Here is a 20,833-nt window from a genome sequence, read left to right as displayed (position 1 = left end):
GCCTCATTCGTCAAACTTCAGCCGCTCAAGGATCAGTGGATCATATTCCGGTGCGACGATGCGCCGGCGGTCTGCTTCCTGCTCGGTCAGCGGTTCGACTGCCTGCAGCTTGTCTTTCGCTTCGAGCGCCAGTCGCTGGTAGACGCCGGTTCCCTGACGTTTCCAGGCGATTTCCTTTTCGCTGAGTTCGCGAATGACGCGGGCCGGCGACCCAACGGCGAGGCTATTGGGCGGGATCTCGGCACCCGCCTTGACGAACGCCATGGCGGCTACGATCGAGTTCTCGCCGATGACCGCCTCATCCATGATAACCGCGTTCATGCCGACCATGGCGTTGCGGCCGATACGGCAACCGTGCAGCACGGCGCCGTGGCCGATATGGCCGTCCTGGCCAATCACCACTTCGACATTCGGGAAGCTGTGGACGACGCAGGTTTCCTGCACGTTCGACCCGCGCTCCATGACGATGCGGCCGAAGTCGCCGCGGAGCACTGCACACGGCCCGACATAGCAGCCCGGACCCACGATCACGTCGCCGATGACTACGGCGGCCGGATGAACGAAGGCTGCCTTGTCGATGACCGGCACGATGCCGTCATAGGAATAGACCTGCGCCATCGTCCTAGCTCCGGGTTTTGGCGACCATGGTGAGGACGTCGTACTGGGCAACGGTCGCGGCGTTCTGGTTGGTGACACGGCAATCCCAGCGGACCTCGCCATGCTCGGCGCCGATACGGGGGTTGATTTCCTTGCAGGTGAGATGCACCTGAAGCGTATCGCCCGGGTTGACCGGCGTCAGGAAGCGCAGATTGTCGACGCCGTAGTTGGCAAGCACCGGGCCCGGTGCCGGATCGACGAACAGCCCCGCTGCAAACGAAACGATCAGATAGCCATGCGCAACGCGCCCGTCGAAGAAGGGATTGGCCTTGGCTGCTTCCTCGTCCATGTGGGCGTAGAAGGTGTCGCCGGTGAAGTTGGCGAAGTGTTCGATGTCATCGAGTGTGACCGTGCGCGTAGCGGTGACGAGTTGGTCGCCGATCCGAAGCTCCGCCAGCGACTTGCGGAACGGATGCTCGCCGTCCCGGCGCACGTCAGCGTCCGCGACCCAGCGACCGGTCACGGCTGACAGAAGGGTCGGCGATCCCTGCACCGCGGTGCGCTGCATGTAATGCTTGACGCCGCGCAGGCCGCCAAGTTCCTCGCCGCCGCCGGCACGACCCGGGCCGCCGTGCACGAGACCGGGCAGGGGCGAGCCGTGGCCGGTGGAGGTCTTGGCGCTGGTGCGGTTGCCGATCAGGACGCGGCCGTGGAACGGCGCCATGCCGAGCACCACCTCTTCGGCAAAGGCCGGGTCGTTGGTAAAGACCGAGGAGACAAGGCTACCCTTGCCGCGACGGGCAAGATCGACCGCCTCTTCGGCACTATCGTACGGCATGACGGTGCTGACAGGACCGAAGGCCTCGACGTCATGGATCGCCCTGGCTTCCCACGGCTTGTCGCAATAAAGCAGGACAGGATTGAGGAAAGCCCCTGCCTGCGCATCGCCGGAGACGACACGCGGATTGTCGGGATCGCCGGCGACGATCTTGGCATCGGCTGCGAGTTCGCGGATACGGGCACGGACTTCCTCGCGCTGGTCGAGGCTTGCAAGCGGACCCATGCGAACCCCTTCATCGGCCGGATTGCCGAGGGTGGTCTTTCCGAGGTGATGGCCGAGCGCAGAGACGAGCGCGTCGCAATAGGCGCGCGGCGCGATGACACGGCGGATCGCCGTGCACTTCTGCCCGGCCTTCGTCGTCATTTCACGCGCCACTTCCTTGACGAAGAGGTCGAATTCCTCGGTCCCGGGTGCCGCGTCGAGGCCAAGCACCGAGGCATTGAGGCTGTCGGCCTCCATGGTGAAACGAACGGAGTTCGCGATGATGGCGGGATGCGTCTTCAGCTTGCGGCCGGTCCAGGCCGACCCGGTGAAGGTGACGACGTCCTGGCCGTCGACGTGGTCGAGCAGGTCGCCGACGGACCCGCAGATAAGCTGCACCGCGCCCTCCGGCAGGAGCCCGGTTTCGACCATGCGGCGCACGACGAGTTCGGTCAGATAAGCCGTCTGGCTGGCCGGCTTGACGATCGCCGGCATGCCGGCAAGCAGCGTCGGCGCAAGCTTTTCGAGCATGCCCCAGACCGGGAAGTTAAATGCGTTGATGTGAACGGCCACGCCCTGCAGCGGCGTGAGGATATGGCGCGCCGAAAACGTTCCGTCACGCGACAGGGTTTCGACATCGCCGTCAACAAGGACGCGGGTGTTCGGCAGTTCGCGCCGGCCCTTCGAGGCATAGGAGAGGAGCGTGCCGATGCCGCCATCGATATCGACCCAGCTGTCGGCCTTCGTCGCGCCTGTTGCAGACGAGAGCGCGTAGAACTCTTCCTTCTTGTCCATCAGCGCCTGGCCGAGCGCCTTCAACATGGCGGCGCGTTCGTGGAAGGACATCCGCCGCAGCGCCGGGCCGGCCTTTTCACGGCCATAGGCAAGCGCGCCGGCAAAATCGATGCCGCTTGAATCAATCATGGCGACCGGGCTGCCGGTGGAGGCATCGAGAAGCGTCACGCCATCCTTCTTGCCGGGATGCCAGCTTCCGTAGACATAGCTTTCGAGCCGGCGCGCTCCGTTTGCCACAATGTTCATCGTCATTTCCTTCCTGATCAGTTCAGGTTCAACGCAGCGAGCTGCTTGTCGGTCGCGGCCCGCCATTCGGAGAGCAGCGCTTCATTGGGTGTGTGGCGAAGGCCGAAGCGCGCCAGCGTGTCATAGCGCGTCGACCCCGAGAGGCCGAAGCTCGCAGCGACGCGCGGCTTCCAGTAGTCGATTGCATCCTGTGCCGCGCGGGGGCCGGCTTCGGTCTGCGCGATGGCCTTGAGGCCTTCGATGCCGAGTTCGGTATGGTGGGTCTCGCGCGGCAGGATGCCTCGAAACACCTCGGCCAGCGGCTGATAGGAGACGTGCGTCAGCTCCCGCAGCTGGATGGCACCGGCCATGCCCATGAGAACATTCATGACCACGGCATCCACCCAACCTTGAAGCGGGTAGTGGAACACGGACAGGCGCATGTCGGCGCCTTGCCGTACCGCGCCGATATCGGCTTCGCGGGCGATTCGTGCGTCCCAGGGATGGTGGACGGCATAGCGGTCGGTATCGGCTCCGAAGGTGCCCATGATCTCCAGAACCCGGCCGGCGTGATCGGTCTTCTCGAGCACGATGCGGGCGGAGGCGATGCGCTCCTTGATACCGGGCGCATCGTTGATCGTATCGGCAAAGCCCGCGGCACCCGCAAGCTCGCTGTCTACAAAGCTTGCCATCAGCCGCAGCAGCTCGCCGCGATAGCGCGGCGAGGCGTTGGCGGGCGACGTCAGCAGGCCCCCCTTGAGGAGATATTCTTCGATCGGCATCGTATCGGTCATCGCTGTTCCTCCCTCCGTCCTTGTCGGCTACTGGTCGTAGCTAACGACAACCCGGTCGCTCAGCGGATAGCACTGGCAGGTGAGCACGTAGCCCTGGCGGACCTCGTAGTCCTCCAGCGCATGGTTGACCTCCATCTCGGTCTCGCCTTCGATAACCTTGGCGCGACAGGTGGAGCAGACGCCCGCCTTGCAGGCATAGGGCGCGTCGATGTTGTTTTCGAGCGCGGCTTCGAGCAGGCTCTGGCCGTGCTTCGGCATCTTGAAGATGCGGGTTGCGCCATCGAGCGTAACGGTCGCCTCACAGGCGGCGGCCTTGTCCGCAGCAACAGCGCTCTCGGCCTTGCGGCGCGCGCGCCCGGGCTGCGAGGAGGCAAAAAGCTCGAACTTGATCCGCTCTTCCGCCATGCCGTGATCGCGAAGCGCTGCAGCGATCGTCAGCATCAGCGGCTCCGGGCCGCAGATGAAGGCGGTATCGACCGACTTCAGATCGATCCAGTGCCGGAACAGGCTTGTGCATTTTTCGGCGTCGATGCGACCGGTAAACAGGTCGATGTCCTGCGCTTCGCTTTCCAGTATGTGCAAGATCGACAGGCGACCGAGATAGGTGTTCTTCAGGTCGTCCAGCTCGTCGCGGAACATGATCGAGCTGATCTGACGGTTGGCATAGACCAGCGTGAAGCGGGCATGCGGTTCGCGGGCAAGGGTCGTCTTGATGATCGACAGCACCGGCGTAATCCCACTGCCGGCCGCAAAGCCGAGATAGGTCTTCGAGACCTCGGGTTCGATCGCCGTGAAGAACGCGCCCATCGGCGGCATCGCTTCCAGCATGTCGCCGATTTTCAGTTCCTCGTTGGCCCAGGTCGAGAAGCAGCCGCCATCGACGCGCTTGATCCCGACGCGCAGCACACCTTCATCCCGCCCGGCGCAGATCGAATAGGAGCGGCGCAATTCCTCGCCATCGAACTTGCGGCGGAAGGTCAGGTACTGGCCCTGCGTGAAATCGAACGCGTTGCGGTCTTCGTCTTGCGGGGCAAGCGTGACGACCACGGCATCGCGCGTTTCGCGCCTGACGTCGGTGACCTGAAGGGAATGGAAACGTGCCATATTGCGAACCTCACTAGGCAAAGGGTCAGATGCACTTGAAATAATCGAAGGGTTCCAGACAGTCGGTGCAGCGATAGCTCGCCTTGCAGGGCGTTGAGCCGAACTGGCTGATCTTCTCGGTATTCGTCGATCCGCAGCGCGGACATTCAATCGTCAGGTTGGACCGCCCCGAGAGGCGGTCGACGCGTTGGCGCAGCAGGCCGTCGACGGCGGTGCCGTCCACTGGTGGCGCAATGCCATAGGCCTTGAGCTTTTCGCGGCCCTCGGCGCTGATCCAGTCGGTCGTCCAGGCCGGCGAGAGCTGCCGCTCGAGCCGCATTTTCTCAATGCCCTTGGCTGCGAGCGCGCTCTCGATATCGAGATTGATGATCGCGGTCGCCGGACAGCCGGAATAGGTCGGTGTCACGGTTACGATCAGCGTCTCGCCGTCCCAGCCGACGTTCCTGATAATGCCGAGATCGACCAGCGAAATCACGGGGATCTCCGGGTCGGGCACTTCGGCGAGCCACCGCCAGACATCGGCGGTCGACGGCAATGTCGCGGTCGTCATAACCGCCTCCCTTGGTTACCAGGTCGCGCCGGGATAGGCGCGCTGGAGGAATTGCAGATCGGCAAGGATGAAGCCCATGTGCTCGGTATGGACGCCGCGCTTGCCACCCTTGTGCATGTAGCCGTCGGCGGGCTTCTTCAGCGTCGCCTCAGAGAGCGTTTCGCCAACCAGTTCGTCCCAGTCGGCTTTCAGGCTCTGGGGCTGAGGTGCGATCCCGCCTTCAGCGAGTGCGGCGTCGGCTGCGTCGCCGGCGAAGAGTTCACCGGTATAGGGCCACAGGTCGTCCAGCGCCTCCTGCATGCGGCGATGGCTTTCGGCCGTGCCGTCACCCAGACGGATGACCAGATCGCGGCTGCGATCGAGATGGTATGCGACTTCCTTGGATGCCTTCTCCGCGATGTCGGCGATGCGCTTGTCGGTCGAGCCGAGTAGTGCCTTGAGCATCAGGAAATGCCATGCATCGAACAGGAACTGGCGCATCAGCGTCTTGCCAAAGTCGCCGTTCGGACGTTCGACGAGCAGGACGTTGCGGAATTCGGTCGCGTCGCGCAGATAGGCGAGGTTGTCGGCCGTGCGTCCATTGCCCTCGACTTCGCCGGCAAGACCGAGCCAGAGTTGCGTCTGGCCGATGAGATCAAGGGCGGTGTTGGAGAGCGCAATATCCTCTTCCAGTGCCGGCGAATGCCCGCACCATTCGGATACGCGATGGCCGAGGATCAGCGTATTGTCGCCGATGCGCTTCAGGAATTCGAACAGAGCCGTCTGGTCGACGGTCGAGGCAGCGGTCGCGCTCATCACATATGCCCCACTTCCTCAGGCACGTCGAAGAAGGTCGGGTGGCGGTAGACCTTGGAATTCGACGGGTCGAACAGCGGGCCCTTGTCGGATGGCGCGCTGGCAGTGATGTCGCTGGAGCGCACCACCCAGATGCTGACGCCTTCGTTGCGGCGCGTATAGACATCGCGGGCATTGTTGACGGCCATTTCGGCGTCGGGCGCATGCAGGCTGCCGACGTGGCGATGGTTCAGGCCGTGCTGGCCGCGGATGAAAACTTCCCAAAGGGGCCATTCGCTGGACATGGACATTTCTCCCTGGCTTGCGTTCCTCTGGGCTTGCTGTCCGGGAACGCATCGTGTTTCGGCTGTTCGGGCCAAGCCCGGCGTCAGTTGTTACTCGGCGGCGATCCGTGCTGCGGCGCGGCGCGATTGTGCCTTTTCGGCATGCGCGACGAGGCCGTCGCGGAACCACGCGCCGTCGTTCCATGCCTTCTGCCTTGCGCTGAGACGCTCGGCATTGCACGGGCCGTTGCCGGCGATCACGGCGAAGAATTCGGTCCAGTCAGGCTCGCCGAAATCGTAGCCACCCTTTTCCTCGTTCCACTTGAGATCTGGATCCGGAACGGTGAGGCCGAGATATTCGGCCTGCGGCACGGTCTGGTCGACGAACTTCTGCCGGAGCTCGTCATTCGAGTTCTGCTTGATCTTCCAGGCCATGGACTGGGCCGAGTGGACCGACGCGTCGTCCGAAGGGCCGAACATCATCAGGGACGGCCACCACCAGCGGTTCAGCGCATCCTGCACCATGGCCTTTTGCGCCGGCGTGCCCTTCACCATTTTCATCAGGATGTCGAAGCCCTGACGCTGATGGAAGCTCTCTTCCTTGCAGATGCGGACCATGGCGCGGGCGTAAGGCCCGTACGAACAGCGCTGCAGCGGCACCTGGTTCATGATCGCGGCACCATCCACCAGCCAGCCGACGGCGCCGATGTCGGCCCAGCTCAGCGTCGGATAGTTGAAGATCGATGAGTATTTCGCCTTGCCGCTGTGAAGCTGCTCGTACATTTCGTCACGGCTGATGCCGAGCGTTTCGGCGGCGCAATAGAGGTAGAGCCCGTGTCCGGCCTCGTCCTGAACCTTGGCGAGCAGGATCGCCTTGCGCTCGAGGGTCGGCGCGCGGGTGATCCAGTTTCCTTCCGGCAGCTGGCCGACGATTTCGGAATGCGCGTGCTGGCTGATCTGGCGCATCAGCGTCTTGCGATAGCCTTCGGGCATCCATTCCTTCGGCTCGATCTTCTGGCCGGCATCGACGCGCTCCTGAAAGGCGCGCTCGATCGGGTCCATCTCGTCGAGCGTCTTGACGCGGGCGCTGTCGGTTTTGACCATCTGTGCATACATGGTTTCGTCTCCTTTGCCGTCGCGCGTCAGACGCGCTCGAGAATGATTGCGATGCCCTGACCGACGCCTATGCACATGGTGCAAAGCGCGTAGCGACCGCGCTGGCGATGCAGCTGATAGGCGGCGGTCGTCACCAGCCGGGCGCCGCTCATGCCGAGCGGATGACCCATCGCGATCGCGCCGCCATTCGGATTGACTTGGGGTGCATCGTCGGGCAGGTCGAGATCGCGCAGAACGGCGAGCGCCTGGGCCGCGAAGGCTTCGTTGAGCTCGATGACGTCCATCTGGCCGATGGAAAGTCCGGCGCGCTCCAAAACCCGCCTTGCGGCCGGGGCCGGGCCGATGCCCATGATACGAGGTTCGACGCCGGCTGCGGCCATGGCGACGATGCGCGCCTTCGGTGTCAGACCTTGTGCCTTCGCCGTCGCTTCGCTGGCGATCACCAGGGCGGCTGCTCCATCGTTGACGCCAGATGCATTGCCGGCCGTGACGCTGAGATCCGGGCCGTTGACGCCCTTGAGCTTGGCCAACTGCTCAGCCGTGGTGCCGGGGCGCGGATGCTCGTCGCGATCAACGACGATCGGGTCACCTTTCTTCTGCGGGACGCGTACGTCGACCAGCTCCTCGGCAAAAACGCCGGCTTCCTGAGCGGCTGCCCAGCGGGCTTGGCTGCGGGCCGCAAACGCGTCCTGATCGGCGCGGCTGATATTGAAATCGGCGGCGACGTTGTCGGCGGTCTGCGGCATGGAGTCGACGCCAAAGGCGGACTTCAGCTTCGGATTGACAAAGCGCCAGCCGATGGTCGTGTCATAGATCGCATTGGTGCGGGAAAAGGCGCTGTCCGCTTTCGGCATGACGAAGGGTGCGCGGCTCATGCTTTCGACGCCGCCGGCAATCACCATGTCGCAGTCGCCAGCGCGGATCGCACGCGCCGCCATGCCGACGGCGTCCATGCCGGAGCCGCAGAGGCGATTGATCGTGGTGGCAGAAATGGTGGTTGGCATGCCGGAGAGCAGCACGGCCATGCGCCCCACGTTTCGATTGTCCTCGCCGGCCTGGTTTGCGCAGCCATAGATCAGGTCGTCGACCTTGCTCCAGTCGGTGGTGGGATTGCGTTGCATCAAGGCGACGAGCGGAATGGCCGCCAGGTCGTCGGCGCGTACGGTGGCAAGTGCGCCGCCATAGCGACCAATCGGAGTGCGAACGGCGTCACAGATAAATGCTTCTGACATGCGCCAATTCCTCCTGCTGCGCAAAGCCGGCCCGACCTCAATTGATTAACCGACCGATCGGTCATGTATTAGCATGGGATATGTCACAAGGCAATGCGATTTTTTATAATTTCTGTGATATTTGGTGGTGCTAATCAAGGTTAGCACAAATGCCGAGCGACCGGTTCACAAACTGTAGGACGCGGCTTTAGAGCACTTCGCGCGCAAGCATCGCGAGGCGAAGATCGGTCGCTCGGGTCAGCGGCGCGAATGGTCCAGACGCCGTGACGAAGCTTCGCGTCACATATTCATCTGCGTGCGGCGAAAGCTGCTGGTAGAGGCGGGCGAAGAGCTGTCGCGCCGCTTTCCCCGGCCAGTCGGCGGGCAGTGCAAGCGCCGGCAGACGAGGGTCGTGCAGCAAAACGCTGCGGAAACGGTGGATCAGTAGCAGTCGCACGGTGAGCGCTGTTTTCGGTGCGAGCGCTTGAGCGTCTGCATGATCCGCGATCGGCATGAACTGAGCGATGAAAGCGCGATAGGCACTGGCATGGCGGTCAAGATCCCAGTGTTCGGCCGCAAAGTCCTGCAATGCCGGAGCGTCCCGCGCAGCGTCCGCCTTGAACACGAGAGTGGCGGGCATGGCCAGGGGACGTGTTGGTCCCACTGCTAAGCGTGCGCTGATCCGTGCGTATCCGGCGCGATCGAGCTCCAGCATCGTGTCCTCGGGCGCTGGCCCGGTGACATGCACGAACTGCCAGCTGTTGTCCTGTTGTTCGCCGAACAAGACGCGGGCGGCTGCTGCAAATTCGTCACCCGCAGACGGGGATAGGCGATAATAGCTGCGGCGGCCTTCACGCTCGCCGGAAAGCTGGCCGGAGGCGACTAGCCGCGAGACGGCTGTTCGAACCAGCGTCTCGCTGATGCCGACCTCGGCGCAGGTCTCGATCAGGTTTCCGATCCATGCCACGCCGCCGCGCGGCTCGACGACGTCGCCGTAGATCGTTACGATAAAACCTGCCGCCTTCAGCGGCGATTGAACAAGGATCTGCTCGACAAATGCGGCTATCGTTTCGTCAGCACGGGTGACTGCTGCCATCGGTCGGCTTCTCCATTCGGCTGCCCAAGCGTTCAGCTATCACATTTTGGCCGCGCGCGGCAGTCACCGCTTCTGCCCACATGCGCTCTGGGTGCCGGGGAGATCTCTCTGATTGGATCAGGAAATCGCGCAGGAAGCGTTTCCCGCCGGCTCAGGTGGATCGTCCCGACGCCCAGTTGTGCCAATCGTCGCCGCTGCCGTGGAACACGTTGAGGTCGATGCGTCCCTCGACGCCGTGCGACAGGCCCGAGCCCGAATACTGCCAGAAGAGCCATTTCCGCCCGCGGTAGATCTTGGACGGATGGGCGGCGACGGAGCGTAGCCAGAAGGGATAGTCGAGCAGCTCGCCCTGCAGGTTGTCGCGATAAAAGTCCGGTGCGGTGTAGATGATCGGTCGCTGGCCGTAGTGCCTTTCCAGCTTATCCATGAACACCTGCATCTTTTCCAGCACCCGTTCAGGCGAAGGGCGGTTCTTGCAGCTGGACTCGCCGTTCCATTCGACGTCGATGACGGGCGGCAGCGCGTCGGGATCCCTCGGAACGTTGCGGATAAACCAGTCGGCTTGCTCCCCGGCGGTCCGGCACCAGTAGAAGAAGTGATAGGCGCCACGCTTCAGGCCGGCTTCCTTAGCCTTGCGCCAGTTCGTCTTGAACATCGGGTCTAGGTGATCGCCGCCGTCAGTCGCCTTGATGTAGGCGAAGTTCGCCCCCTGCGTCCGCAGCTTTACCCAATCGATGTCCCCCTGCCAGCGCGAGACGTCGACACCATGCACGGCGAGATTCCGTGGCGAGGCGGAACCGAAGTTGATGGGCTTGGCGTCGCGAAAGCGGTGGCTGTAGATCTGCATTCTGCTGGCACGGGGTGTCGGGTTCGCAGGCATGGGGGCCGCTGCCACCGGTCTTTCGTTCGGCATTGGAACGTCCGGCGTCTGCATGACCGGCGCGAACTGCGGCGCGTTCGGAACCGGCCCGGCCCATGCCAGTTCTTCTTGCGGCGGCGCAGCCTGTGCGACAGGCGCTCCAACATTGGCTGCGGGAACAGGCGCCGGCGGAAGGGTGATTGAACTTGTCGTTTCCCGAGACGGCGCGCGCGCTAGGACACTTTCTGAATCGAGACTGGAGCTGCAGCCCGACAAAGCAAGGCAGGTGAGGAAGATTGCTGGCACACCTGATAGACGCATAGATACTCACACGCACAACTGGCGACGACAAAAAACGCAGTCGTCGGGATTCAGAAACTGCGCCAGTCTGACACGAAATGCTGAATCCAATCTTTACCGTATGAAGAGTTCGCTTCGTCCGAGGTGTTTTGCGTCGGTTAGGCTGCGAGGTGATTTCCGCGCGAGGAGTGATGTCGGGTCGAAAGGTCAGATGACCAGCGCGCAGGGAAATTAGCGCGCAGCAAAACCCAGACCGTCGCTGGGCGATGGCGGATGGCTAGGATGAAATGAGGAGGAAACCGGCCTAGTGGCGCGCGGTGTTCTTCTTTGCCATGGACAGAATGTAGTCATCAGCAATGTCGGCGACTGCCATGGCGATTTCCGCCGAGGAGAATTCAACCAGTTCCTCGCCAAAGATGATCCGGTGAACGGCCTCCTCAATCTTCTGCCTGCAGGCATAGAGGCGGTCGGCATGATCGATTTGTATAGAAGGCAATTCCATAACAGTCGTAACTCCGGTCGATCGATGATTTGATTTTGGCCAGGCGGCATGCTCGTCTCGTGACGGCAAGGAGGTCGCGATATCATGCGCGCCTGCAACTGCCCCGGCCAACTTCAAGGCGTCGCGGACGCCTCGAGCATTGACGATCGGACTATAGACCGTAAGAGCGGACGTGACCCGTGAAATCGATGTGACACCAGATAAGGTTGCATTCCGGGTATATGCACCTAAATAAATCGGGAACTGCATCGTCGAATTTTTATAGCGCGGGACGCAGAAGATCTTCAAGGTTTGCAACATGATCGCATGAGAGAGGCGCAGAGATCCAAATGAACCCATCCGAACGTATCGATCAGATGATCGCGGAGATCCCGGACTGGCGCGGCAAGACGTTCGCTGCCATCCGTAAAACCATCCTTGCAGCGGACAGCGAGATTGTCGAAGACTGGAAGTGGATGGGCAGCCCGGTCTGGTATTGCGACGGAATGATCGCGGTGGCCAACGCTCACAAGGAGAAAGTCAAGCTTACATTTCTCAATGGCGCCAGCCTCACGGATCCAAAAAAGCTGTTCAACGCCGGTCTGGAAGGCAATGCGAGACGGGCGATCGACTTCTTCGAGGGTGATCAGGTGGATGGAGCGGGTTTGACGAATCTCATTCGCGCTGCCATCGATCTCAATCGAAGCAAATTGAAGAAGAAGGCACCCGCGAAGAGCCGGGCAAAAGCGCAAAAAACCGAGGACTGACGCCTCGGAAGAATTTTACTCTTGGTTGCATTTTTTTAGAAATGCATCATGATGTACCATAATAATTGATGGAGGCGCGCCATGAAGGCGAAATCTGCGAATGCGATAGACGCCTATGTCGGTGAGCGTGTCCGGACCCGGCGCAAGAGCCTTGGTATCAGCCAGGGTGTTCTGGCGGAATCGCTGGGGATCACCTTTCAGCAGGTTCAGAAATACGAGAAGGGGACCAACCGCATTGGCGCAGGGAGACTCCAGCGTATAGCGGAGATCCTTGGCGTACCTGTTGGTTTCTTTTTCGAGGGCGACGGAGCGCCGTCGCCTGATATCAAGACCGAAACCGATGAGATCGCGCTGTTCCTGGCCTCCAAGGAAGGTCTGGCACTAAGCAGGGCCTTCATCGCGATCGAGGATGCGAATGTCCGCCAGAAGCTGCTCGCACTCACCAGAAGCCTGGGGTCTCTGGGGGCTGCCGCGGTCGATCGGGAGACCGCCGAGCCGGTGAAGGCAATTCTTGGGTAAGGGCTATGCCGCGAAATCGGCTGCGCTGCGGGCGAGGCGACATCGCCGTCCAGCCTCGATGACGAGGCCTTCCGACCTCGGCAATTCCGTCATGGGACCGAACCTCGAGGTTCATCGTTGACGCCATCATGGTCCGATCGATCCGTCCCGCCATCGGAAACGCTATCGCGCGTAGGACCAATCCTGGCTGATTTCGGTATCACCCGCGTAGCACGCCACACCGGCCTTGATTGCCTTGGCATCCCGGTCTGGTGTGCCTACACACCCAATGCGCGATCGATCGCGATCGCTCAGGGCAAGGGGATCAGTGACCAGGACGCCAGGGCCTCGGCAGTGATGGAAGCCCTGGAGCGGGCGGTCGCCGGCGATCCCACCGTCACCCCAGTTCGCAGCAGCGCGCTCAGCCTTGGGGAAGCAGGCCAAACCGTCGAAACACTCGATTGCCTGATCGGCCTGAACCAGGCCGATATCGATCCGGGCGAGGAAATCGCATGGGTTTGCGGCAAGGAGTTGCTCACGGGGACAGACATTTTCGTTCCCTTTGACGCCATACTTCTTGATCGAACCCGAGCGTCGCGTTTCTGGATGTCCTCGGATGGGCTGGCTTCGGGCAACACCATGGATGAAGCGGTGCTTCATGGCGTGCTCGAGCGCATAGAGCGCGATGCCCATGTCCTTTGGCAGATAGAAAGTGATGCGGCGCGCGGAGCGCGTTGTGTTGACCCACGCGGCCTGAATGACGCGGTGATCGATGAACTGGTCGCAAAGATCGAGACGGCTGGCCTTGATCTCAGGCTTTTCGACATGACGAGCGACATTCCGGTGCCGTGCTTTACAGCGATCCTGGCGTCTTGTGGCGCTCACCGTGACGAGAATGCCCGCTTCGTCGAGGCAACGGGAGGCAGTGGCTGCCATCCGTCACCCGCACGAGCCGCCATTCGGGCGATCACCGAAGCCGCCCAATCCCGGCTGACCTACATCAGCGGCGCACGTGACGATGTCAGCCCGGAAACCTTCCGCAAGCCCCTGCCGGCAGCAACGCGTCGTGCGCTTCAGGCGGTTCCACGTCCTCCTGTCGTCACGGCGCCGGGGGTGCTGACAAGCGTTTCCGGTGTCTCTCAGTTGCTGGGCGCGACGCTCGCCACCCTGAGGGAATGCAATGTCGGCCTCGTCATCGCGGTGCAACTCAGTGATCCCGCGCTTCCGTTCTGCGTGACCAAAGTGTTCATGCCTTCGCTTGAAAATCCGGAGGGGAGCCGCGCGCGCCGTTTCGGCGAGCGGGCGATATCAAAGGCACTCGCGTCATGAAGGTCATTTTCGTAGGCCCAAGCCTTCCGGATGCCGCTTCCGTTGCCGGAGACGGCATCATCATTCGACCGCCAGCCGTACAAGGCGACGTTGCCGCAGCACTGCGAGACGGCGCAAGCGTTATCGGTATCGTCGACGGCGGCTTTGAATATACCGCGCCCGTTTGGCACAAGGAGATCCTGCTTGCTCTGTCGCAGAACGTTCCGGTCTATGGTGCATCGAGCATGGGCGCGTTGCGGGCAGCCGAATGCCGTGCCTTCGGCATGATCGGTGTGGGTCGAATATTCGAGGAGTACATGTGTGGGGCGACCGTCGACGATGCCGATGTCGCGCTTTTGCACGCGCCGGCCGAGTTCGGCTGGAAGCCGCTGACCGTGCCGCTGGTGAATGTCAGGGCGACACTCGACCGGTTGGAGGCGCAAGGGGCGCTAGCACGTGACACACGGTTGGTGATCGAGACGGCGGCGGCGCAGATCTTTTTCAAGGAGAGGACGTGGCGTTCGGTCGTCGACGGTCGCGGGTTGACGGAGGTTTCGGAGCGCAAGGAGATGCATTCGATGCTGGTTTCGAACGCGGTTGACCAGAAGCGGATTGATGCCCTAGCTCTTCTGGAGGCTGTGCGCGCGGCAGCGCCGGGGGCCTTGCGTCATGAAATGTCGTGGCAAATTGCCGAGATGTCTTTCTTTTCACGACATTAAAGGCAGTCTTGCTCGTGAAAATCACTCTGTGGTTGTGTCACGCGGTTTTCACGGGCGGCTTGCCACAATTGGCCTATGCTTCTCTCCGATCTGCGGAGAAATGACATGGGCATATCCTTTGAAGGCAAGTTGGCCGAAGCTGGCCTAAACGAACGTTCCGACGAGGACCTGGATGAACTTGCCGCGCTTGCGCGGCTGATCTCCTTTGCGCGCTATGCCGCCCAGGACATCAATCTTGCGAGCGCCGTGGATTGCCTCGATCTGGCCTTGCACGCCGTCAAGCGTGAGCTCGGTGACGTTCCCTACGAGGGCCTGAGCGACCCGATCGGCTACGCAGGCGTGAGCAGCCACTAATCGTGTGGCGTAGTCTTCGTCCCGGGACGTCACCCCAATCGCTTGGAATAGACGCATAGCGCACTTGATTGCCGGTAGCCGTTGGCCTGGTAATAGTGTGCGGCGCCGCCTGCCTGGCGGGACACAAGCCACAAATGCACATAGCCGAAATGGCTGGCCTCCTTCTCGAGGCTGAGCAAGAGCCTAGAGCCGATGCCTTGGCGCTGGTGCTGAGGGAGTATCGCGACCTCGGCGATCTGCAGGCCGCGGCCAATGGCCGAGGTGTGCGGCAGGCCGAAGGCAAAGCCGATGATCTCTTCTTCCTTGAACGCGGCTATCGCTATGCAGCCGGGCGTGTTCATCAGTTCGTCGAGGCGCGATGCGGCCTTTTGAAGCGACCAGTCTTCGTCCCATGGCGGCTCGGCATAGGCTTTTACTATGATACTCGCACCTTGCCGAGCCTCGGCCTGGGATACTCTTCTAACGTCGATTAGCATGCACACCTGCTGTCTATACGATGAGGCTCCCGTTGCCGGAACACTAGCCACCCGGACCCGCATATCGGCCGACAACGTACGATCAAAACGAGACGCCTCCGCGTCATGCTGCGCCTCGCTCAAAACCGGAAGAGGTGCATTGGCAACAGATAAGCACGGGTGAGGTCGATGATGTTGTGACTTCGCCGTGACACTCGCGTGGCGGGAACCCGGTGGAGCTTCACAATGATTTGGGTTGCAGGAGGCAACCCGGCATCGGCTTGCTGCCGTGGCAGCGGATCAGAAAATGCTGTCGCGCCGTGATTCCAAAATGGCATCTGCTTCGTCAGCGCTCATCTGCAGGACGTTCCGTCCAAGCTCGAAACCAAAGCCGTTGCGTGCGAATGCGGCCATTTCCTTGGCCCTTCGCTTGTCATCCGCCTCGACCCGGCGATAGGGGCCGAACGCTCGCTTGCGTGCGAAGACGATTGCTGCAAACAGGTCGTCGGTTGCCTGAAGAGCGGACGCAGCCGTCTCGCGATCAATGCCTTTCAACGACAGCCGCTGGGCGATGATCCTGTGCGACTTGCCGCCGCGCACGCCGGCGCGCGTGCTGATTTCGGCATAGGCGACATCGTTCAGCGCTCCGAGATCGCGAGCGAATTTCACCGCAAACTCGGCGACTGCCTGTGCCTGTGCAGCACTGATGTCGTCGAATTTCTGCGTGGCCTTTTTCCTGATCGCGTCGAACAATTGCTTCTCCGTCATCATCTGGCGCCCGAGGCGATAGACGGCGGAGTTTTTCGACCAGCTGAGCATGCGGGCGGTTGGAATGTCGGATTGGGTTTCGTCGTCGGTCATCATCGGTAGCAGGCATACCCCATTAGCCGTCATTTCGCTAATGCCGGCATCACCCTCCGGCCATGAAGGGGTCCAGGATTGGGACCCTTGTTGTATACGAGAAACCACGCTAATCGTGTGCCGGATCTCTTCAAAGCGTGGTTCAGACCCCTATGTCCTCCAATTCCGACCGTGTGGAAATTGCCCACCGTACCCTCCGTCAGGCAATTATCGAGCAGGCGTTGAAGGCCGGCACGAAGCTGCCCGAGGATGAGATCGGCCGGCATTTTTCCATGAGCCGGACGCTGGTGCGTGCCGTCTTGGCGAAGCTTCAGGCGCAGGGCCTTGTCGATACCTATCACAAGCGGACGGCAACGGTCGCGCAGCCCAGCCTCGAGGAGGCGCATGATGCCTTCGCTGTTCGCCGGGCTCTGGAGCGTGAAGTCATCAAGAGCATCATCAAGCGCTGGAACCCATCCATCGAAAAGGGCTTGCAGGAGCACGTGAAGGAGGAAGAGGCGGCGCATGCCAAGGGCGACGTGCGCCTGTCGACGCGCCTTGCCGGCGAGTTTCATCTTAAGCTCGCCGAGCTCTCCGGCAACACGCTTCTGGAGCGCTATCTGTCTGAGCTCGTCTCTCGCTGCTCGCTCATTCTTGCGATGTATAGCCGCCCACACTCCAGCGAATGCGCCATCAGCGAGCATTCGGCCCTGATCGCGGCCTTGCGTTCGGGTGATGTTGTCGTGGCCGAGCAGCTCATGGATGAACATCTGTCGTCGGTCGAGAGCCGGGCGCTGTTTGATGAAGAGGCTCCTGTTGAGCCGGATCTGGGCTCCATCCTGTCGCGCTATGCCGACAGGGCGCACGGCTGATCTGCCGCTTTTTCCATCAAGTATACAGTTTTCTGCATTTTTTGTAGACGTCTACGTGACCCCTAACGGGCGTGTCTCCGCGTTGTGGATTCGGCCAAGAGCTGCGCTTTGCATTTTTTCACCAATGTTTTCAGTTGGATAACTGAGCGTATCGGCTTGAATTGAAATCAGCGATACATTGTGGCATTCGTATTGCATACATGATTACCAGTATCATGTAGCCAAGATTGTGCCCATGTCATCGCAGACTGCCTCATCATCAGAATATCGTTTGGAGCTTCGCGGTATCCGCAAGGTCTACCCGGCGGTTGTCGCCAATGACGGAATCGATCTTGCCGTTGCGCCCGGCGAGATCCACGCCGTCGTGGGAGAGAACGGGGCCGGCAAATCCACATTGATGAAGATCATCGACGGGATGGTGCGGCCTGACGCGGGCGAGATGCTGTGGAACGGCCGCGAGGTCACGATTGCTTCGCCGGCGGATGCGCAGCGGCTCGGTATCGGCATGGTGTTCCAGCATTTTGCACTGTTTGATACGCTGACGGTTGCCGAAAACATTGCGCTGGCGATGCCCAACAAGCCACGGCTGGACGCGCTCTCGCGCGACATCAGTCTGGTTGCAGCCCGCTATGGTCTGCCGGTCGATCCCGACCGCCACATCTACACAATGTCGGTGGGGGAGCGTCAGCGGGTGGAGATCATTCGCGCTTTGTTGCAGAACCCTCAGCTGCTGATCCTTGACGAGCCGACCTCGGTGCTGACCCCGCAGGCGGTCGAAACCCTTTTCGTGACGTTGCGCCAGATTGCCGATGACGGCTGCAGTATTCTTTACATCAGCCACAAGCTGAACGAGATCCAGGCGCTCTGCCACAGGGCGACCATCCTGCGCGGCGGACGGGTGACTGGAACCTGTGACCCGAGGCTCGAAAGCCCGGCCTCCATGGCGCGTATGATGACGGGAAGCGATCTGCCGGCCTATCGCGAACGCTCGGCTGTCGACGAGGCCGGTCGTATCCGCCTTTCGGTGTCGGGTCTCGACTTGTCCACGGATGACCCCTTCGGTACGACGCTGCGGGACATCAGCCTGGCGGTTCGTGGTGGTGAGATTCTTGGTATCGCTGGCGTCTCGGGCAATGGTCAAGCCGAACTGCTGGCCGCGCTTTCGGGCGAGACCCAGCTCTCGGCCAGGGAAGCGATCACGCTGGATGGCCAGCCGATCGGAGATCTCGATCCTTTTGTGCGACGATCACTTGGGCTTTGCTCGGTTCCGGAAGACCGGCTCAAGCAGGGCTCGGTGCCGTCAATGGCGCTTTCCGACAATGCTCTTCTGACCGCCAATCGGCGCGGCGCGGTTCAGCTCGGCCTGATCAGGTTCGATCGCGTCACAGCCTTTGCCGAACGCTGCATCAAGGCGTTCGACGTGCGCTGCGGTGGGCCGAGGGCGGCTGCCGGCAGCTTGTCGGGCGGTAACCTGCAGAAGTTCATCATCGGCCGCGAGATCCTGCAGGATCCTTCGGTGCTCATCGTTTCCCAGCCGACATGGGGCGTGGATGTCGGTGCCGCCATGGTGATCCGCCAGGCTCTGCTCGACTTGCGCGACAAGGGGGCGGCGATCGTCGTTATTTCCGAAGAACTCGACGAGCTTTTCGAGATCGCCGACCGGATCGCGGTGATCGCGGGTGGACGATTGAGCCAGGCCGTGCCGCGAGAGGCCGCCAACCGCGACGACATAGGGATTGCAATGGCCGGGGATGCCGGCCAGCAGGAGACAGCCCATGCGCATTGAGCCGCGCCTGAAACCCTCCAAGCTGATGGTCTGGCTATCGCCAGTGCTCTCGCTCCTGCTGACGGCGGTTGTCGCCATGATGTTGTTCGCCTCCGCGGGACACAACCCGCTCGAGGCACTTGTCACCTTTCTGACGGCGCCTCTGGTCGATCTCTACGGCGTGGGAGAACTTCTGATCAAGGCAGCGCCTCTCGTGCTGATCGGCATTGGTCTGGCAATCGGCTTCCGTGCCGGCATCTGGAATGTCGGCGCCGAGGGCCAGCTGACAGTGGGCGTGATCTTTTCCGGTTATGTCGCACTCCACTACGGCCCTGCCGGCGGAGGCTGGATTCTTCCGGCGATGATCGTGGCCGGCGCCATCGGCGGCATGGTCTGGGCGGCCATCCCCGCGTTTCTCAGGGTCAAATTCAACGCCAGCGAGATCCTCGTCAGCCTGATGTTGAACTACGTGGCGGGCCTCTGGCTGTCGTGGCTGGTCTTCGGCACGTGGCGCGATCCGGCGGGCTTCAATTTCCCGCAGTCAGAGCCGCTCGCGCCGGACGCCCTGTTTCCCGTCCTGCTCGAGGGGACGCGTGCCAATGCGAGCGTTCTCTTCGCCCTGGTCGCCGTTGCCGTCGGCTGGGTCTTCATGAGCCGCAGCTTTGCCGGGTTCCAGCTCAAGGTCACCGGATTGTCGGAAGGCGCAGCGCGTTATGCCGGCTTCAGCGTCAATCGTGCCGTCTGGCTCGGGCTGCTGGTCAGTGGGGCGGTTGCAGGCATAGCCGGTGTTGGAGAAATAGCCGGTCCGCTGGGGCAGATCTTTCCGAATGCCTCGCCCGGATATGGCTATGCCGCCATCATCGTCGCCTTCCTGGGGCGGCTGAACCCGATCGGCATCCTGCTTTCGGGACTGCTGATGGCATTGCTCTATCTCGCAGGTGACCTGGCGCAGATGTCGCTCGGCATGCCGTCCTCGATCACCGGCCTGCTGCAAAGCACGCTGCTGTTCTTCATCCTGACCACGGATGTCCTCGTCCAATATCGCATTCGCCTGCGTACCCGCGCCGGGCAAGGAGCATCGGCATGATCAGTCAGTTTCTCCCGATCCTCGTCGCGACGCTGATTGCCGGCACGCCGCTGGTTTACGCAGCGCTCGGCGAACTTGTCGTTGAACGCGCCGGTGTCCTCAATATGGGCGTCGAAGGGATGATGGTCATCGGCGCGGTTCTTGCCTTCATGGTGATGATGGCAACCGGCAACCTGTTCCTGGCGATCGTCGCGGCCATGCTGGGAGCGATGTTGCTGGCGCTGATGTTCGCCGTGCTGGCCGTCAGCTTCAGGGCCAATCAGGTGGCGGTCGGTCTTGCACTCACCATTTTTGGCACCAGTCTCGGCTCCTACCTCGGCAAATCCTATATCGGCATGGCGATCGTCATCGAACCATCGCAGCTATCGGCGCTGGCCGGAAAGATCCCCCTGATCGGTAAAGTCCTCGGCCAGCTGCATCCGCTGGTCTGGCTGTCGTGGGCGCTCTTTGCCGGCGTCTGGTATTTCCTGCATCGCAGCCGCGCCGGTCTCATCCTGCGCGCGGTCGGCGAGGCGCCGACATCAGCCCACGCCCTCGGCTACCCGGTCAACGGCATCCGTTATGTCGCCACGCTTTTCGGCGGCGCGACGGCAGGCATTGCCGGGGCCTACATCTCGATCATCTATACCTCGCTCTGGACCGAGGGCCTGATTGCCGGGCGCGGCTGGATCGCGGTTGCGCTGGTGGTGTTTGCAACGTGGCGGCCGGTTCGCTGCTTCCTCGGCGCTTACCTCTTCGGTGGCGCCACCATTGCGCAGCTCTTCGCGCAAAGCGCAGGCGTGGGCCTTCCGTCGGAGCTCATGTCGGCACTCCCCTACATCGTGACCATCGTGGTGCTCGTCCTGATCTCGCGAAACGCAGCCCTGATGCGCCTCAACATTCCGGCTTCGCTTGGAAAACCCTTCACGGCCGACGGCTGACTTTTTCAACCAAGAATGAA

At 61.9% G+C, this 20,833-nt stretch carries 23 protein-coding genes; 9 read left to right on the top strand and 14 right to left on the bottom strand.

The features are described 5' to 3' along the window. Positions 1-3: 3 nt before the first annotated feature. The 12 genes from QTL94_RS09665 to QTL94_RS09610 form a co-directional block, all read right to left on the bottom strand. A complete protein-coding gene (locus QTL94_RS09665) occupies positions 4-618 on the bottom strand; it encodes a phenylacetic acid degradation protein PaaY (RefSeq protein ID WP_289801370.1) in 615 nt (204 codons plus the stop codon). Positions 619-622: 4 nt separating this feature from the next. Beyond that, the gene (gene paaZ / locus QTL94_RS09660; protein ID WP_065692889.1) at positions 623-2,680 is read right to left on the bottom strand and encodes a phenylacetic acid degradation bifunctional protein PaaZ; all 2,058 of its coding nucleotides are present in this window, start codon (positions 2,678-2,680) and stop codon (positions 623-625) included. Positions 2,681-2,697: 17 nt separating this feature from the next. Continuing rightward, positions 2,698-3,453 (bottom strand): Phenylacetic acid catabolic protein, encoded by a 756-nt coding sequence (locus tag QTL94_RS09655; protein WP_065692890.1) that lies wholly within the window; start codon positions 3,451-3,453, stop codon positions 2,698-2,700. A 27-nt stretch (positions 3,454-3,480) separates the two neighbouring features. Next, positions 3,481-4,557 carry a 1,2-phenylacetyl-CoA epoxidase subunit PaaE gene (gene paaE / locus QTL94_RS09650; RefSeq protein WP_065692891.1) on the bottom strand — a complete coding sequence of 359 codons (1,077 nt, stop codon included), beginning with the start codon at positions 4,555-4,557 and terminating at the stop codon, positions 3,481-3,483. A gap of 25 nt (positions 4,558-4,582) precedes the next feature. Next, complete coding sequence (paaD, locus tag QTL94_RS09645) at positions 4,583-5,107, bottom strand: 1,2-phenylacetyl-CoA epoxidase subunit PaaD (RefSeq protein ID WP_065692892.1); 525 nt, start codon at positions 5,105-5,107, stop codon at positions 4,583-4,585. A gap of 15 nt (positions 5,108-5,122) precedes the next feature. Continuing rightward, the gene (paaC, locus tag QTL94_RS09640) at positions 5,123-5,902 is read right to left on the bottom strand and encodes a 1,2-phenylacetyl-CoA epoxidase subunit PaaC (protein WP_065692893.1); all 780 of its coding nucleotides are present in this window, start codon (positions 5,900-5,902) and stop codon (positions 5,123-5,125) included. Then, on the bottom strand, positions 5,902-6,186 hold the full coding sequence (gene paaB / locus QTL94_RS09635) for a 1,2-phenylacetyl-CoA epoxidase subunit PaaB (RefSeq protein ID WP_018856780.1): 285 nt from the start codon (positions 6,184-6,186) through the stop codon (positions 5,902-5,904). The genes paaC and paaB overlap by 1 nt, the downstream gene beginning before the upstream one ends. A 90-nt stretch (positions 6,187-6,276) precedes the next feature. Beyond that, the gene (gene paaA / locus QTL94_RS09630; protein WP_065692894.1) at positions 6,277-7,281 is read right to left on the bottom strand and encodes a 1,2-phenylacetyl-CoA epoxidase subunit PaaA; all 1,005 of its coding nucleotides are present in this window, start codon (positions 7,279-7,281) and stop codon (positions 6,277-6,279) included. A gap of 26 nt (positions 7,282-7,307) precedes the next feature. Further along, positions 7,308-8,513: a 3-oxoadipyl-CoA thiolase gene (gene pcaF / locus QTL94_RS09625; protein WP_289801369.1), complete on the bottom strand. Its 1,206-nt coding sequence runs from the start codon at positions 8,511-8,513 to the stop codon at positions 7,308-7,310. 187 nt (positions 8,514-8,700) lie between these two features. Continuing rightward, positions 8,701-9,588: a PaaX family transcriptional regulator C-terminal domain-containing protein gene (locus QTL94_RS09620; RefSeq protein WP_289801368.1), complete on the bottom strand. Its 888-nt coding sequence runs from the start codon at positions 9,586-9,588 to the stop codon at positions 8,701-8,703. A gap of 151 nt (positions 9,589-9,739) precedes the next feature. Beyond that, on the bottom strand, positions 9,740-10,768 hold the full coding sequence (locus tag QTL94_RS09615) for a glycoside hydrolase family 25 protein (RefSeq protein ID WP_289801367.1): 1,029 nt from the start codon (positions 10,766-10,768) through the stop codon (positions 9,740-9,742). Positions 10,769-11,051: 283 nt separating this feature from the next. After that, positions 11,052-11,588, bottom strand: coding sequence for a hypothetical protein (locus QTL94_RS09610; protein WP_289801366.1), 537 nt, complete (start codon positions 11,586-11,588; stop codon positions 11,052-11,054). On the opposite strand from QTL94_RS09610, the gene QTL94_RS09605 reads away from it, so the two are divergent. From QTL94_RS09605 to QTL94_RS09585, 5 genes are all read left to right on the top strand, one after another. After that, positions 11,579-11,995, top strand: coding sequence for a DUF1801 domain-containing protein (locus QTL94_RS09605; RefSeq protein ID WP_289801365.1), 417 nt, complete (start codon positions 11,579-11,581; stop codon positions 11,993-11,995). The genes QTL94_RS09610 and QTL94_RS09605 overlap by 10 nt on opposite strands. Positions 11,996-12,076: 81 nt before the next feature. Next, positions 12,077-12,514 carry a helix-turn-helix domain-containing protein gene (locus tag QTL94_RS09600; protein ID WP_289801364.1) on the top strand — a complete coding sequence of 146 codons (438 nt, stop codon included), beginning with the start codon at positions 12,077-12,079 and terminating at the stop codon, positions 12,512-12,514. Between the two features lie 117 nt (positions 12,515-12,631). Then, a complete protein-coding gene (locus QTL94_RS09595) occupies positions 12,632-13,822 on the top strand; it encodes a YcaO-like family protein (protein WP_289801363.1) in 1,191 nt (396 codons plus the stop codon). Next, a complete protein-coding gene (locus QTL94_RS09590) occupies positions 13,819-14,520 on the top strand; it encodes a TfuA-like protein (protein ID WP_289801362.1) in 702 nt (233 codons plus the stop codon). The genes QTL94_RS09595 and QTL94_RS09590 overlap by 4 nt, the downstream gene beginning before the upstream one ends. Before the next feature lie 105 nt (positions 14,521-14,625). After that, positions 14,626-14,874, top strand: a complete 249-nt coding sequence (locus QTL94_RS09585; RefSeq protein WP_289801361.1) for a hypothetical protein — start codon at positions 14,626-14,628, stop codon at positions 14,872-14,874. Positions 14,875-14,903: 29 nt separating this feature from the next. Here QTL94_RS09585 and QTL94_RS09580 read toward each other — a convergent pair whose 3' ends face one another. Together QTL94_RS09580 and recX are read right to left on the bottom strand one after the other, a co-directional pair. Next, positions 14,904-15,350 (bottom strand): GNAT family N-acetyltransferase, encoded by a 447-nt coding sequence (locus tag QTL94_RS09580; RefSeq protein ID WP_065692902.1) that lies wholly within the window; start codon positions 15,348-15,350, stop codon positions 14,904-14,906. 279 nt (positions 15,351-15,629) lie between these two features. Then, positions 15,630-16,190, bottom strand: a complete 561-nt coding sequence (recX, locus tag QTL94_RS09575; RefSeq protein ID WP_289801396.1) for a recombination regulator RecX — start codon at positions 16,188-16,190, stop codon at positions 15,630-15,632. Between the two features lie 152 nt (positions 16,191-16,342). Between recX and QTL94_RS09570 the strand changes: the two genes are divergently transcribed. The 4 genes from QTL94_RS09570 to QTL94_RS09555 all read left to right on the top strand — a co-directional run bounded on the left by QTL94_RS09570 (position 16,343) and on the right by QTL94_RS09555 (position 20,813). After that, a complete protein-coding gene (locus QTL94_RS09570) occupies positions 16,343-17,041 on the top strand; it encodes a GntR family transcriptional regulator (protein WP_289801360.1) in 699 nt (232 codons plus the stop codon). A gap of 235 nt (positions 17,042-17,276) precedes the next feature. After that, entirely contained in the window at positions 17,277-18,827 is a 1,551-nt protein-coding gene (locus tag QTL94_RS09565) for an ABC transporter ATP-binding protein (RefSeq protein ID WP_289801359.1), read from the top strand. Then, positions 18,817-19,893 carry an ABC transporter permease gene (locus QTL94_RS09560; protein WP_289801358.1) on the top strand — a complete coding sequence of 359 codons (1,077 nt, stop codon included), beginning with the start codon at positions 18,817-18,819 and terminating at the stop codon, positions 19,891-19,893. Before QTL94_RS09565 ends, QTL94_RS09560 begins: the two co-directional genes overlap by 11 nt. Next, a complete protein-coding gene (locus tag QTL94_RS09555; protein WP_502944115.1) occupies positions 19,893-20,813 on the top strand; it encodes an ABC transporter permease in 921 nt (306 codons plus the stop codon). Before QTL94_RS09560 ends, QTL94_RS09555 begins: the two co-directional genes overlap by 1 nt. Positions 20,814-20,833 lie beyond the last annotated feature (20 nt).

The sequence above is a fragment of the Rhizobium sp. S96 genome (assembly GCF_030382195.1).
Lineage (GTDB): Bacteria > Pseudomonadota > Alphaproteobacteria > Rhizobiales > Rhizobiaceae > Rhizobium.
The sequence above is the reverse complement of the archived record's forward strand: the minus strand, read 5'-3'. Positions and strand labels throughout refer to the sequence as shown.